Origin of the sequence: Curtobacterium subtropicum, assembly GCF_030362975.1 — a bacterium.
GTDB lineage: Bacteria > Actinomycetota > Actinomycetes > Actinomycetales > Microbacteriaceae > Curtobacterium > Curtobacterium subtropicum.
The window spans coordinates 26,759-40,854 of record NZ_JAUCMM010000001.1 but is presented as its reverse complement, the minus strand read 5'-3'; the positions used below and the strand labels follow the sequence as shown (position 1 = coordinate 40,854).

The 14,096-nt window shown below is 72.9% G+C and carries 13 protein-coding genes; 11 read left to right on the top strand and 2 right to left on the bottom strand.

Annotated features, from left to right (window positions below; genetic code table 11):
* Positions 1-60: 60 nt before the first annotated feature.
* The 11 genes from QUG98_RS00215 (at position 61) to QUG98_RS00165 (ending at position 10,199) form a co-directional block, all read left to right on the top strand.
* Positions 61-939, top strand: a complete 879-nt coding sequence (locus QUG98_RS00215; RefSeq protein ID WP_137766909.1) for a ParA family protein — start codon at positions 61-63, stop codon at positions 937-939.
* 28 nt (positions 940-967) lie between these two features.
* Positions 968-1,810 (top strand): segregation and condensation protein A, encoded by an 843-nt coding sequence (locus tag QUG98_RS00210; protein ID WP_289468665.1) that lies wholly within the window; start codon positions 968-970, stop codon positions 1,808-1,810.
* On the top strand, positions 1,800-2,486 hold the full coding sequence (scpB, locus tag QUG98_RS00205; protein WP_289468664.1) for an SMC-Scp complex subunit ScpB: 687 nt from the start codon (positions 1,800-1,802) through the stop codon (positions 2,484-2,486). The genes QUG98_RS00210 and scpB overlap by 11 nt, the downstream gene beginning before the upstream one ends.
* Positions 2,483-2,971 (top strand): hypothetical protein, encoded by a 489-nt coding sequence (locus tag QUG98_RS00200; protein ID WP_289468663.1) that lies wholly within the window; start codon positions 2,483-2,485, stop codon positions 2,969-2,971. The genes scpB and QUG98_RS00200 overlap by 4 nt, the downstream gene beginning before the upstream one ends.
* A gap of 665 nt (positions 2,972-3,636) precedes the next feature.
* Entirely contained in the window at positions 3,637-4,392 is a 756-nt protein-coding gene (locus tag QUG98_RS00195; RefSeq protein WP_289469174.1) for a pseudouridine synthase, read from the top strand.
* Positions 4,393-4,412: 20 nt separating this feature from the next.
* Positions 4,413-5,537: a prephenate dehydrogenase gene (locus QUG98_RS00190; protein ID WP_289468662.1), complete on the top strand. Its 1,125-nt coding sequence runs from the start codon at positions 4,413-4,415 to the stop codon at positions 5,535-5,537.
* 185 nt (positions 5,538-5,722) lie between these two features.
* The gene (cmk, locus tag QUG98_RS00185) at positions 5,723-6,418 is read left to right on the top strand and encodes a (d)CMP kinase (protein WP_289469173.1); all 696 of its coding nucleotides are present in this window, start codon (positions 5,723-5,725) and stop codon (positions 6,416-6,418) included.
* Between the two features lie 121 nt (positions 6,419-6,539).
* Positions 6,540-8,063 (top strand): ribosome biogenesis GTPase Der, encoded by a 1,524-nt coding sequence (der, locus tag QUG98_RS00180; RefSeq protein ID WP_289468661.1) that lies wholly within the window; start codon positions 6,540-6,542, stop codon positions 8,061-8,063.
* 15 nt (positions 8,064-8,078) lie between these two features.
* Complete coding sequence (locus QUG98_RS00175) at positions 8,079-8,714, top strand: hypothetical protein (protein WP_289468660.1); 636 nt, start codon at positions 8,079-8,081, stop codon at positions 8,712-8,714.
* A gap of 56 nt (positions 8,715-8,770) precedes the next feature.
* Positions 8,771-9,310 (top strand): hypothetical protein, encoded by a 540-nt coding sequence (locus QUG98_RS00170; RefSeq protein ID WP_289468659.1) that lies wholly within the window; start codon positions 8,771-8,773, stop codon positions 9,308-9,310.
* A 19-nt stretch (positions 9,311-9,329) separates the two neighbouring features.
* Complete coding sequence (locus QUG98_RS00165) at positions 9,330-10,199, top strand: oxidoreductase (protein ID WP_289468658.1); 870 nt, start codon at positions 9,330-9,332, stop codon at positions 10,197-10,199.
* Between the two features lie 45 nt (positions 10,200-10,244).
* On the opposite strand, the gene QUG98_RS00160 is transcribed toward QUG98_RS00165, so the two are convergent.
* Together QUG98_RS00160 and QUG98_RS00155 are read right to left on the bottom strand one after the other, a co-directional pair.
* Positions 10,245-12,446, bottom strand: coding sequence for a RecQ family ATP-dependent DNA helicase (locus tag QUG98_RS00160; protein ID WP_289468657.1), 2,202 nt, complete (start codon positions 12,444-12,446; stop codon positions 10,245-10,247).
* A gap of 106 nt (positions 12,447-12,552) precedes the next feature.
* Positions 12,553-14,067, bottom strand: a complete 1,515-nt coding sequence (locus QUG98_RS00155; RefSeq protein ID WP_289468656.1) for a hypothetical protein — start codon at positions 14,065-14,067, stop codon at positions 12,553-12,555.
* Positions 14,068-14,096 lie beyond the last annotated feature (29 nt).

Genomic DNA, 14,096 nt, shown 5'->3' with positions numbered 1-14,096 from the left:
GCTGCGTCCCGCGCGGCGGTGCGACCGGGGCCCCTGGCGGCACGCCGGTACGATGACCGGGTGAGCACGAACCCGACGACCACCCCCGGCACCGAGCAGACCCCGGTCGGCCCCACCGGTCGGCCCGTCCGGCAGTTCCCGGTGCCCGCGCCGCTCGACGGCCACGGCCCGGCTCGCATCATCGCGCTCTGCAACCAGAAGGGCGGCGTCGGCAAGACCACGACGTCCATCAACCTCGGCGCCGCGCTCGCCGAGTACGGCCGCCGGGTCCTCGCCGTCGACTTCGACCCGCAGGGTGCCCTGTCCGCCGGGCTCGGGGTCCGCACGCACGACGTCCCCACCGTCTACGACCTGCTGATGGGCTCCGTGAAGGACCCGCGCGAGGTCATCCGCCAGACCAACGTGCCGCTGCTCGACGTCATCCCCGCCAACATCGACCTGTCCGCCGCCGAGGTGCACCTCGTCAACGAGGTCGCCCGCGAGCAGATCCTGGCGAGCGTGCTCCGCAAGGTGTCGAACGACTACGACCTGATCCTGGTCGACTGCCAGCCGTCCCTCGGTCTGCTGACGGTCAACGCCCTGACCGCGGCGCACGGCGTGCTCATCCCGCTCGAGTGCGAGTTCTTCGCGCTGCGCGGTGTCGCGCTGCTGATCGAGACGATCGACAAGGTGCGGGACCGGCTCAACCCGGCACTGCGGCTCGACGGCATCCTCGCGACGATGTACGACTCGCGGACCCTGCACTCGCGTGAGGTCATGGAGCGCGTCGTGGAGACGTTCGACGAGAACGTGCTCGACACGGTGATCAGCCGGACGGTGAAGTTCCCGGACGCCACGGTGTCGGCCCGGCCGATCACGCAGACGGCGCCGGAGCACGCCGCGGCGCACGCCTACCGGGCGCTCGCCAGGGAGCTCGTCGAGCGTGGCGCCGTCGCCTGACCCGTCCGCATCCTCGTCCGGCCCGACAGTGCCGGTCGACGACGACGGCGTCGCCGGTTCCCCGCCTGCGGGCACCACGACCGCGCCCGGCTTCCGAGTCCGGCTGCGCAACTTCGACGGCCCGTTCGACCTGCTGCTCTCGCTCATCACGAAGCACGAGCTCGACATCACCGAGGTGTCGCTCGGCGCGGTCACGGGCGAGTTCATCCAGTACGTCCGCCAGGCCGAGTCCGCCGACGAGCTCGACGAGGCCAGCGAGTTCCTCGTGGTCGCCGCCACCCTGCTCGACCTGAAGATCGCCGGGCTCCTGCCGCAGGGCGAGCTCGTGGACGCCGAGGACGTGGCGTTGCTCGAGGCCCGGGACCTGCTCTTCGCACGACTCCTGCAGTACCGGGCGTTCAAGCAGGCCGCCGAGTGGTTCGGGGAGCGGTGGCAGCAGGAGTCCCGCCGACACGTCCGCCGGGTCCGGCTCGAGGAGCGCTTCCGCGCCCGCACACCCGAGCTCGTGTGGACCCTCTCGGTACAGGACTTCGCCGCGATCGCGACGCTGGCGTTCGCGCCGCGGGAGATCCCGACCGTGGGGCTCGACCACCTGCACGCCCCGCTCGTGAGCATCCGTGAGCAGGCCGCGATCGTCGTCTCGATCCTCCGCACCCGGGCGGACGAGGACGTGTCGTTCCGTGAGCTGGTCGCCGGTGTCTCGGAGACGGGTATCGTTGTAGCTCGCTTCCTGGCGATCCTGGAGCTGTACCGGAACGCATCGATCTCGTTCGAGCAGCTCGAACCGCTGGGGGAGCTGACACTCCGCTGGACCGCCGAGGACTGGTCCGACGAGAGCCTCGCGAACCTGGGAGCCGACTATGACGGATGACGCACGCGCTGCCGCGTCGAGCGCCGAACCCGGGGGAGCGGACGAGGTCGCCGACGCCCGCGCGATCGAGCAGGAGCTGCACGCCCGCCAGACCGAGTACCCGGACCTGCCCGTCGACCGGCAGCTCGAGGCGATCCTGATGATCGCCGACGAACCGCAGTCGCTCGTCGCACTCGGCGCCGCGGTGGGGGCGCCCGTGCCCGCCGTGCGTCAGGCGATCGAACGGCTCGTCGCCGACTTCGACGGTGTCGACGGCACGGTCCGCCGTGGCTTCGAACTGCGCGAGGTCGGCGGCGGCTGGCGCTTCTACGTGCGGCGCGAGCTCGACGACGTCGTCGAGCAGTTCGTCGAGGCAGAGCGTCCGGCCCGGCTGTCGCAGGCCGCGCTCGAGACCCTCGCGGTGGTCGCCTACAAGCAGCCGATCACCCGGTCGCAGATCGCCTCCATCCGGGCGGTGAACGTCGACGGGGTCGTCCGCACGCTCGTCGCGCGCGGCCTCATCGAGGAGTCGTTCACCGACGCCGAGACGGGCGCCATCAACTACATCACGTCCGACCTGCTGCTCCAGCAGCTCGGCATCAACTCGCTCGACGAACTGCCGCTGATCTCGCCTCTGCTGGAGGACGGCGCGGACGGCTTCGGGCACGACGAAGGGATCCCCGATGGCCGCGTATGAGGACGAACGACGAGGTGGGTCCCGAGGGGGATCGGACGGCCGCTCCGGTGGGTACGGTCGCGGCTCCGACCGGTCCGGTGCTGATCGGTCCGGTGCTGACCGGTCCGGCTCCGGTCGGCCTGGAGGCGCGTCCCGCGACCGCACCACCGGCTCCGGCCGCGCGGGTGGCCGGCCCGGTGCAGACCGCGGCGGGTACCGCGGGCGCGACGAGCGCCCGACAGGTGGTGGCGATCGTGGTGGGTACCGCGGGCGTGACGACCGGTCCGGTGGCGAGCGTGGTGGGTACCGCGGTGGTTCGGAGCAGGGCGGGTACCGCGCGCGTGACGACCGGCAGGGTGGCGATCGTGGTGGGTACCGCGGGCGTGACGACCGGTCCGGTGGCGACCGCGGTGGGTACCGCGGGCGTGACGACCGTTCCGGTGGCGACCGTGGCGGGTACCGCGGACGCGACGACCGGGCCGGGGGAGACCGCGGCCGGTTCGTGAGCCGCGACGCCGACCGCCGCAGCACCGACCGCGACGGGTTCGTCGGCCGCGAGGACGGCCGCTCCGGCGGGTACCGCGGGCGTGACGACCGGCAGGGTGGCGACCGTGGTGGGTACCGCGGGCGTGACGACCGGCAGGGTGGCGACCGTGGTGGGTTCCGCGGGCGTGACGACCGGCAGGGTGGCGACCGTGGTGGGTTCCGCGGGCGTGACGACCGGCAGGGTGGCGACCGTGGTGGGTTCCGCGGGCGCGATGACCGGCAGGGTGGCGACCGCGGTGGGTACCGCGGCCGCGACGACGACCGTCGCGGCGCCGACCGCCGCGGCTCCGGGCGTGGAGCGGAGCGCCGCGACGACCGCCGCGACCCCGCGCGTGAGGACCGCCGCACCCCCGACGGCCGACCGAGCACCGTCTGGCACAACGGTCGCCGCTACGTCGGTGGCACGACCACCGCACGCAATGGCGACCGGCCGGGCACGAACGGACGAGGACGCATCCCGAGCGGCGCCGAGCGCGGGACGACGCCGCGCCCGGAGGGGGCGCGTGACGACCACGGCATCCCGGTGGAGGGCACGCCCGAGCGGCCGATCATCCCGGACTGGGACGCGGACGAGGCGGGGTCCCCTGCCGGGGGCGCGGCGAGCCTCCAGGCCGACGGTGAGCGGCTGCAGAAGGTGATCGCCGCTGCGGGCGTGGCGTCCCGACGGGTCGCGGAGAACCTGATCGTCGAGGGGCGCGTCACGGTGAACGGCGAGGTCGTCGAGGCCCTCGGACGCCGCGTCGACCCGGAGACGGACGAGATCGCGGTGGACGGTGTGCCGGTGCAGGTCGACACCTCGCGGCGGTACGTGCTGCTCAACAAGCCGGTCGGGATCGTGTCGAGCCTGCAGGACGAGCGCGGTCGACGCGACCTGTCGGAGTTCGTGGACCGGTACGAGGAGCGCCTGTTCAACGTCGGTCGGCTCGACGCCGAGACGTCCGGGCTGCTCCTGCTGACGAACGACGGCGACCTGGCCCACGTGCTGGCCCATCCGTCGTTCGGCGTGACGAAGACCTACATCGCGAAGGTCGCGGGCAAGGTGAACCCGGCGACGGTGCAGCGGCTGCTCGACGGCGTGGAGCTCGAGGACGGGCCGATCGCCGCGGACAAGGTGCGGCTGCTCGAGTCCGCCCGCGGTGAGTCCCTGGTCGAGATCACCCTGCACTCGGGGCGCAACCGGATCGTGCGACGCATGCTCGACGCGGTCGACCACCCGGTGCTCGAGCTCGTGCGTCGGTCGTTCGGGCCGCTGCAGCTCGGATCGCTGCCGATCGGCAGGGTGCGTGAGCTCTCGACCGTCGAGCTCGGTGCACTCCTCCGCATCGCGCGCGAGGCGAAGGGCGCTGCACCGGACGACACCGACGAGGAGACTGCCGACTGACGCTCGGTAGGCTGAGGCCCGTGACCGACGCCCCCGCCCCGCTCGCCGAACCGGACATCGACCGGCGGCTGCGCGGACCCGTGCGGGTCGTCGGTGCCGGGCTGCTGGGTGCATCGATCGGACTCGCGCTGCGCGAGAAGGGCGTCGACGTCGTGCTCGACGACGTCTCGCCCGCCGCACTGGCGCTCGCCGTCGACTACGGTGCGGGCCGACGACCGGAGGACGGCGACGACCCGGAGCTCATCGTGGTGGCGGTCCCGCCGGACGTGGTGGCGACGGTCGTCGAGCGTGAGCTCGCTGCCTTCCCGCGCGCGGTCGTCACCGACGTGGCGAGCGTGAAGACGGGACCGCTGGAGCGACTGCAGGCCTCGGGCGCCGACGTGAGCCGGTACATCGGATCGCACCCGATGGCCGGTCGTGAGCGGAGCGGCCCGACGGCGGCGCGGGCCGACCTGTTCGTCGGTCGCCCCTGGGTGATCGCCGGGCACGACGCGATCTCGTACCAGCGTGCCGCGGTGGTCGAGGACCTCGCACTCGACGTCGGCGCGACCGTCGTCCCGATGGAACCGGACTCGCACGACCTCGCCGTCGCGTACGTCTCGCACGCGCCGCAGCTCGTGTCGACCCTGATGGCCGCGCGGCTGCAGGAGGCCCCCGACGGGTCACTCGGTCTCGCCGGCGGTGGCGTGCGCGACGTGACGCGCATCGCCGCGAGCGACCCCGGCCTGTGGGTGCAGATCATCGGGGCGAACGCGGCCAACATCCGGCCGGTGCTGACGGACCTGCGCGACGACCTCGACCGGGTGCTCGCCGCGCTCGAGGACCCCGACGGCCAGGGATCGCCGCGGACGATCGCGGAGACCATCGCCGCCGGCAACCGCGGGGTCGAGCGGCTCCCTGGCAAGCACGGCACCACCAAGCGCTTCGCCCAGGTGGTCGTCCTCGTCGACGACACCCCGGGGCAGATCGCCGCGCTCCTGCAGTTCATCGGGGAGATCGGCATCAACCTCGAGGACATGCGCCTCGAGCACTCACCGGGCGCACCGATCGGCATCGTCGAGGTGTCGGTCGTGCCCGAGCAGGAACAGCGTCTCGTCGAGGAACTCGAGGGGCGCGGATGGAGGATTGCAGCAGCATGGGCCTGAACGACGACACGCACGTCACGCCGAACGACTCCGGCGTCACCGGGGGCCCCGAGGGGCCCGACTCCGGTCTGCCGACCCCGACCCCGGGCGACGGTGCGGCTGGCGGCGCCGACGGCGGTGCGCTCGGTGGGCCCGCCGGCGGGCTCGGGACCCCGGGCGGCGAGCCCGGGTCGACCAGCGCCCCGGTGCCGTCCGGCCTGCCGCAGGGCGCCTTCGTCGCGAAGACCGTCATCGCGGTCGACGGCCCCGCCGGCAGCGGCAAGTCCAGTGTCTCGCGCGCGGCGGCCCGTGCCCTGGGCTTCGGCTACCAGGACACCGGTGCCGCCTACCGTGCACTCGCCTGGCACGCGCTGCAGCAGGGCGTCGACCTCGACGACGCCGCCGCGGTCGTGGCGAGCTGGGACACCTTCGACTACTCCATCGGCACCGACCCCGACGACACCTTCGTCCGCGTCGGCGACACCGACGTGACCGAGGCGATCCGCACCCCCGAGGTGACCGCGGCGGTCGCGCACATCGCCAAGCTGCCCGAGGTCCGCGAGAAGCTCGTGCAGCTGTTCCGGCAGGTCATGCGGAAGGCCGACGCGCAGGGCATCATCACCGAGGGGCGTGACATCACCACGGTCGTCGCACCCGACGCCGAGGTCCGCATCCTGCTGACCGCCGACGAGTCGGTTAGGATGGCTCGGCGCTCGGCAGAGGTCACCACGCAGTCGGCCGCCGAGACCTCCGCCGCCCTCGCCCGCCGAGACGCGGCGGACGCGAAGGTCGTCGACTTCATGAACGCCGCGGACGGTGTCACGACGCTCGACTCCACCGACCTCGACTTCGACCAGACCGTCCAGGCGGTCGTCGACCTGGCCCGAGCGGCCACGCACTGACGCACGACCGGGCGCCGTCCGGTCACCACGACCGGGTCGCCCGGTCACCACGGCCGGGGAACCGGCCCGGCCGGCACCGGCCACCGACACCGCGGCTCCGGTCGCACACGAGGAAACCCACATGGCCCAGCAGGACAGCCACGACAACGACGACTTCCCGGAGTACGACGACGCGCTCGGCGAACGGCTCGCCGGACTCGACGACGCCGAGGCGGACCAGCGTGCGAACGCGCTCCGCGCCGGACTCGACGAGTACGAGCTCGACGACGAGGACGTCGCACTCCTCGACGCCGGTGAGCTCGGCGAGGACGGCGTCCACTACCTGCCCGCGTACCCGGTGCTCGCGATCGTCGGGCGTCCGAACGTGGGCAAGTCGGCGCTCGTCAACCGCATCATCGGCCGTCGCGAGGCCGTCGTGCAGGACGTCCCCGGCGTGACCCGCGACCGCGTGAGCTACAAGGCCGAGTGGAACGACAAGCGCTTCACGCTCGTCGACACCGGCGGGTGGGAGCCCGACGCCCGCGGCATCAACGCCTCGGTCGCCGCGCAGGCCGAGGTCGCGGTCGACCTCGCCGACGCCGTGCTCTTCGTCGTCGACGTCACGGTCGGCATCACCGCCACCGACGAGCACGTCGTGAAGATGCTCCGCGGGACCGACCGCCCGGTGATCGTCGTCGCGAACAAGGCCGACGACGACCGCCGTGACCTGGACGCCTACGAGCTGTGGAACCTCGGACTCGGCGAGCCGCACCCGGTCTCCGCACTGCACGGCCGCGGCGTCGCGGACCTGATGGACCTCATCATCGCGACGCTCCCCGACACGTCGGCCGTCGCCAAGCAGGAGGTCGGCGGTCCCCGTCGCGTCGCGATCCTCGGCCGCCCGAACGTCGGCAAGAGCTCGCTGCTCAACAAGGCCGCGGGCGAGGAGCGCGTCGTCGTCAACGACCTCGCGGGCACCACCCGCGACCCGGTGGACGAGCAGATCGAGCTCGGCGGCCGCGTCTGGCGCTTCGTCGACACCGCCGGTATCCGGAAGCGTGTGCACCTGCAGCAGGGCGCGGACTTCTACGCCTCGCTCCGTACCACCGCGGCGCTCGAGAAGGCCGAGGTCGCCGTCGTCGTCCTCGACGTGACCGAGCCCATCTCGACGCAGGACCTCCGCATCATCGACCTGGTGCTCGAGTCCGGTCGTGCGCTCGTCCTCGCCTACAACAAGTGGGACCTGCTCGACGACGACCGGCGTCGCTACCTCGAGCGCGAGATCGAGCAGGACCTGGCGCACGTCGCCTGGGCCCCGCGCGTGAACATCTCCGCGCGGACGGGCCGGCACCTCGAGAAGCTCGTTCCGGCGCTCGAGACCGCTCTCGAGTCGTGGGACACCCGCATCCCGACCGGCAAGGTCAACGCCTTCATCGCCGAGCTCGTGCAGGAGCACCCGCACCCGGTCCGCGGTGGCAAGCAGCCCCGCATCCTGTTCGGGACGCAGGCCTCGAGCCAGCCGCCGACGTTCGTGCTCTTCACCTCGGCGTTCCTCGACCCGCAGTACCGCCGCTTCATCACGCGTCGTCTGCGCGAGGTGTGGGGCTTCGAGGGCACTCCGATCAACGTCAACATGCGGGTGCGCGAGCGCCGCAAGCGCACGTAGCGGTCGGACGACGACGTGGGACGGCGAGCACGGCGAGGACCCCTGGCGGGCCTGCTGGCGCTCGCCGTCGTCGTGTCCGGGCTCGGCGCCGCCTGGCTCGTCACCGGGGACGACGACGGATCCCGGGCCGCGCGTCCCACCGACCGTCCGACCGTACCGATGGACGGGTCCGTGCCTGTGGATGCGTCCGGACCCGTGGACGGGTCCGGACCGCTCGCGGTGTCGAACGCCCTCGGCGCCCCGATCCCGGGCACCGAGGTCCGACAGGGCGTTCCCCGGAGCGTCGAGGACTGGGTCGACCGGGTCCTGCCGGTCGCCGGCAGCGCGACGCCGCTGGTCGACGGGTTCGCGGCGACCGTCCGCATCGAACGCACCGCCGAGTCCACCGTCGCGGTCCGCGTCGACGGACTGGCCGTCCCACCCACGACCCGCGCGGTCCGACTCGTCCTCGCACCGGACGCGACGCCGGACCTCGGCGTGCTCGCGGAGGCCTCCTCCGTCGTGACGCTGCCCGTCGCCGGGGACGCGGCGGGTGGCTCCTCGCTCACCGTCGATGCCGCGTTCCTCCAGGCGGACACGCGTTCCGCGGCGCTCGTCGACGACGAGACGGACGAGGTCCTCGGCGTCGCGCTGCTCGTCCCCGCGGACTGAGCGGCACCGCAGTGGGGCGGCGCTCCGTCGTGCGCCGGATGCGGCACCATTGACCCGTGCGTCTCCCCGTCCTCGCCGACCGTCTCTGGTGCCGGCTGCACCTGGACCGCCTGGCCGGCGGTCGGCAGGCCGACTACGTGATCCGCGAGGACATGCTCGCCCACCCTGACACCGTGCGGTCGTTCCGCTGGATCCGGTGGCTGCTCGTCGCCGAGACGGTGGTCGGACTCGCGGCGATCGTCGTCGCCGTGCTGCTCACCCGCGCGGGGGAGACGGTCGCGTGGGCGGTCTGGTTCCGGGCGACCGTGGTGCTCCTCATCACCCTGACGCTCTACGTGTTCGCCTGGCGGGCGCAGCTCGGCTACTACTGGGCGTACCAGCGGCTGCGACTCTTCAGCAGGATCTTCCCCGTCGTGACCCTCGTCGTCGCGGCGATCCCGGGGTTGTACCCGTTCTGGATGGTGATCGAGCAGATCCTGTTCTCACTCCTCATGATCGGCATCGGCGACGTGCTGACGAGCGACCACATGCGGGCGACCTTCCCGAAGCCCGGCCGCGCGACCAGGGGACAACCAGGGCCAGGCACACCGCAGTGATCGGGAGCATGGTCGAACCATGACGACGAACAGCCTGCCCGGTGGCACCTACGACCTCGGCGACCTCGAGGTCACCCGCTTCGGCTACGGCGCGATGCAGCTCGCCGGTCCGCACGTCTTCGGTCCACCGGCCGATCGCGACGAGGCCGTCCGGGTGCTGCGCACGGCGGTCGAACTCGGCATCACCCACATCGACACGGCGGACTTCTACGGCCCGCACGTCACGAACGAGATCATCCGCGAAGCCCTGCACCCGTACCCGGAACAGGTCCACATCGTCACGAAGGTCGGTTCACGCCGGAACGACAAGGGGCAGTGGCCGCCTGCGCGCAAGCCCGAGCAGCTCGTCGAGGACGTGCACGCGAACCTCGACCGGCTCGGCCTCGAGCAGCTCGACGTCGTCAACCTCCGTGTCGGCGGATTCGACGCCCCGGAGCCGGGCAGCATCGCCCCGCAGTTCGAGGCGCTCGCCGGACTGCAGCAGCAGGGCAAGATCCGCCACCTCGGGTTGTCGACGGTGACGGGCGCGCAGCTCGTCGAGGCCCTCCGGATCGCACCCGTGGTCTGCGTGCAGAACATGTACAACGTGGCGCAACGCGGGGACGACGACCTCGTCGACCTCACGGCAGCCGAGGGCATCGCCTACGTGCCGTACTTCCCGCTCGGCGGGTTCTCACCCATCCAGTCCGAGGCGCTCGACGCCGTCGCGGCGCGGCTGGGGGAGTCGCGCCTGTCGGTCGCCCTCGCATGGCTGCTCCAGCGCTCGGACAACATCCTGCTCATCCCCGGGACGTCGTCCGTCGAGCACCTGCGGCAGAACGTCGAAGGCGCGGGCATCACCCTGCCGGCCGACGCGATCCGCGAGTTGGACGCGATCGGCGCGGCCTGAGCCGAGCGACGCGTCCCGACGAGCCCGCCGGCCCGGGCGCGGGTGTCAGGCCACCGTCGCGAGCGCGAACGGCAGCACGGCCGACGCCCCCGCACGCCGGAGCTCCCGTCCGGCGACGGTCATCGTCCACCGGCTGTCCACCAGGTCGTCCACGAGCAGCACCGGCCCCTGGTGCGACGCCAGCGCCGCTGCGAGCGCCGGGTCCAGCACGAAGGTGTCCCACACCCCGGACAGCCGGTAGGCACTGTTCGTCGCACCGTCCCCACGGGGCTCCCCGCCGCTCCGCCCGAGCGTCCCGAGGAACTGCAACCGCCCGATCGACGCCAGCGCCTGCGCCAACGACCCGACGAGCTCCGGCCGCGACCGCGAGGACATCGCCACGACGCCGGTCGGACGCTCGGCCCAGGGCCAGTCCTTCAGCGCACGGATGCACCCGTCGACCAGCTCACGGGACACGGGACCGTCCGGTGCCGTGGCCGAGAAGAGCGCGCGGAGCGGCCCACCCCAGCCGAGATCGGTGAGTCGGGCGACGGCCCGGCCCGGCTCGACGAGCTCCCCGGCCGGGATCTTCCCCTTCACGGGCACGCCGAGCGCGGACATGCCGGACGGCCACTGCGCGCGCGGGGCGATCTCGACGCCGACCTTGTCCAGCGCGGCGGCGGCACCCGAGGCGTCCGAGTCCGACACCGACGTCGGGTACCAGACGCCCGCGCAGTTGTCGCAGCGCCCGCAGGGCTCGGCGGACGGGTCGTCGAGGTCCTGCTGCAGCAGCTGCATGCGGCACGCCGAGGTGGACTCGTAGGCGAGCATCGACGCGGCCTCGGCCTCACGCGCGGCGGCGACCCGCTCGTACCGGGCGGCGTCGTACTGCCACGGCTGCCCGGTCGACACCCAGCCGCCGGCGACCCGACGGACGGCGCCGTCGACGTCGAGCACCTTGAGCAGCAGCTCGAGGGTCGAGCGCTTGATGTCGACGAGCCCCTCGAGTGCCACGGTGGACATCGCGGAGTCGGTGGAGAGCGCACCGAGCACGGCGGAGGCGCGGGCCTCGGTCGGCATCGACGCGCTCGCGAAGTACTGCCAGATCTCGCGGTCCTCGCGCCCGGGCAGCAGCAGCACGTCGGCGTTGTCGGTCGCACGCCCGGCGCGGCCGATCTGCTGGTAGTAGGCGACGGGTGACGAGGGCGCGCCGACGTGCACGACGAACCCGAGGTCCGGCTTGTCGAACCCCATCCCGAGTGCGCTCGTCGCCACGAGCGCCTTGAGCGCGTTGCCCTTGAGCTGCTGCTCGAGCTGCTCGCGCTCCTCGGTGTCGGTCCGCCCGGTGTAGGCGCGGACGGCGTACCCGTTCTCGCGCAGGAGTCGGGCGATGTCCTCGGCTCCGGACACGGTGAGCGTGTAGATGATGCCGCTGCCGGGCAGGTCGCCCAGGTGGGCGAGCAGCCAGCCGAGGCGCTGCCGGGCGTCCGGCAGGGTCAGGACACCGAGCCGGAGCGACGCCCGAGCCAGGGACCCGCGGATCGTGAAGACGGGGGCGTCCGGGCCGGCGGTGAGCTGCTCGGCGACGTCCTCCACCACGCGCTCGTTCGCGGTCGCGGTCGTCGCGAGCACGGGCACACCCTGGGGGAGCGACCGGATGAGCTCGGCGAGCCGGCGGTAGTCCGGGCGGAAGTCGTGTCCCCAGTCGGAGATGCAGTGTGCCTCGTCCACCACGAGCATGCCCATCCGCGCGATCAGCGTCGGCAGCTGCTCGTCGCGGAACCGTGGGTTGTTGAGGCGCTCGGGGGAGACGAGGAGCACGTCGACCTCGTCCCGCGCCAACGCCGCTTGCGTGTCCGCCCATTCGTGCGCGTTGGCCGAGTTGATCGACACCGCGCGGACCCCGGCCCGCGCAGCCGCGGCGACCTGGTCGCGCATCAGGGCGAGCAAGGGCGACACGAGCACGGTCGGGCCGCCGCCGCGACGGCGCAGCAGCAGGGTCGCGAGGAAGTAGACGGCCGACTTGCCCCACCCGGTGCGCTGCACCACGAGGGCGCGCTGCCGGTGCTCGACGAGGGCCGAGATCGCCTCGAGCTGGCCGGGGTGGAAGACCGCATCAGGACGCCCGGTCAGGGCGGCCAGGGCCGCCTGCGCCTCTGCAGCGATCTCGGCGGACGGCGCAGCCGCCGCGGGGGCAGGCGGAACGACGGGGGCAGGCGAGCCGGGGGCAGGTGAGCCGACGGACGTACCGACACCGAGACCAGACATGCCCCCATGCTGTCAGCAGCCGCCGACGGAACGCGCCCCGCCCCTCCAGACTGTGGAGAACAAGGCAGGACGCGACGCGACGCGACGCGGCCCCGACCCGACGCCCCTACTGGTACGTGATCAACGACGGCGTCGGCTGCACGTCGGCCATGGTCTGCTCCGGCGACAGCATCGGCGCGTCCTCGTCGAAGAAGTTCTTCCAGCCCCAGTGCACGCCCTCCGGTGCGCCCTGGTGCAGTGCCTTCCACGTCGCCTGCTTGTCCGGCTGCGAGCCCTGCCCGTCGACGTGGATGAGCAGGTCGAGCTCCGGGTGCGACGCCAGCGACGACCGGTCCTGGATCATCGACAGTCGGAACTGGTGCAGCACGAACGCCTTCGGCGGCAGCCCCTTCGTCCGCACCAGGTCGGCGAGCCACGACGAGACCTGGTTCACCTCGGACGCCGAGACGCTCCCGATCTGCCGCAGGGGCACCTGGTCCGCGGTCAGCCGCCACTCCGGGTCGAGCGCGAGCCAGACGTTCGGCTTCGCCAGCAGCGACTCGTACCGCTTCGCCTGCGACAGGAAGTCCGACCGCCCCGGCTGCAGGTCGAGGACGACCGGCATCCCGGCGTCGGTCGCCGCGTCGACGTAGGGCTCCAGCGTCGACACCGGCAGCTCGGTCGAGTAGTCGCCGTCGGCTCCGGCGTCGCCGGCCGCGACGGTCGCGATGACCTCCATCGCGGGCGTCACCGGCTCGTCGCCGAGCCCGTCGTACTCCGCCGCCATCCCTTCGGCCCGACGCACGGTCGCCGCCGGGTCCTGCTCGCCGAGCACTCCGAGCACGGGCGCGCCGGGCGCCCCGTACAGCGCGACGTACCGATGCCCGTCGAACGGCCGCTGCCCGCCGTGCGGCAGCTGCCAACCGTTCTCGGCGGCGCGCACCGTCCAGTCGGGGTCGGGCAGGTCACCGAACGCCGACCCGACGAGCACGGTCGGGTGCGCCGCGCGGTCATGCAGCGCGGACACGACGTCCTGGGCGGCAGCGGGGTCGGTCACGCCGTCCGGCATCACGACCACGCGGGCACCGGCGGCCTCCGCCGTCGCCACGGCCGCCACGTCCGCCCGCCGGTCGGCCACGACCACCGTCGCCGTCCGGGAGGTCCCGCTCGCCTCGGGTGCGTCGCCGCGCTCCGGTGCGTCCCGCTCGGGGACGTCGGTGTCGACCGACACGGCGCCCTCGGCCTGGTACCAGTCCGCCCCGAGCCGACGGAGTTCGGCGGCCACCCGGTCGTCGCTGCGGCTCGTCCCGGCGGTCGGTGACGCCGTCGGAGCGTCGTCGTCGTCCGCCACCAGCAGCGGCACGTGGGCGGCTCGAGCGGCGCTCGCCGCGTCGCGCAACGCGTCCGTGTCGGACGCCGACACGACGACCGCGCCCGGAGCGGAAGCGAACAACGCGCGACTCGTGGCGACGGACCGCGCCGAGGGGTCCTGCTGGGCCGCCACGGCCACCGAGTCGGCGGAGGACCGCGTCAGTTGCGCGACCGTCGGAGCGTCGTCGTGGGTGGTGCAGCCGGCGGCACCGAGCAGGAGCCCGGAGACCGACAGCGCGAGCAGGACACGGGTGGGACGAGCGGAACGCATCCGAGTCACCCTACGAGGGACGGTCACGA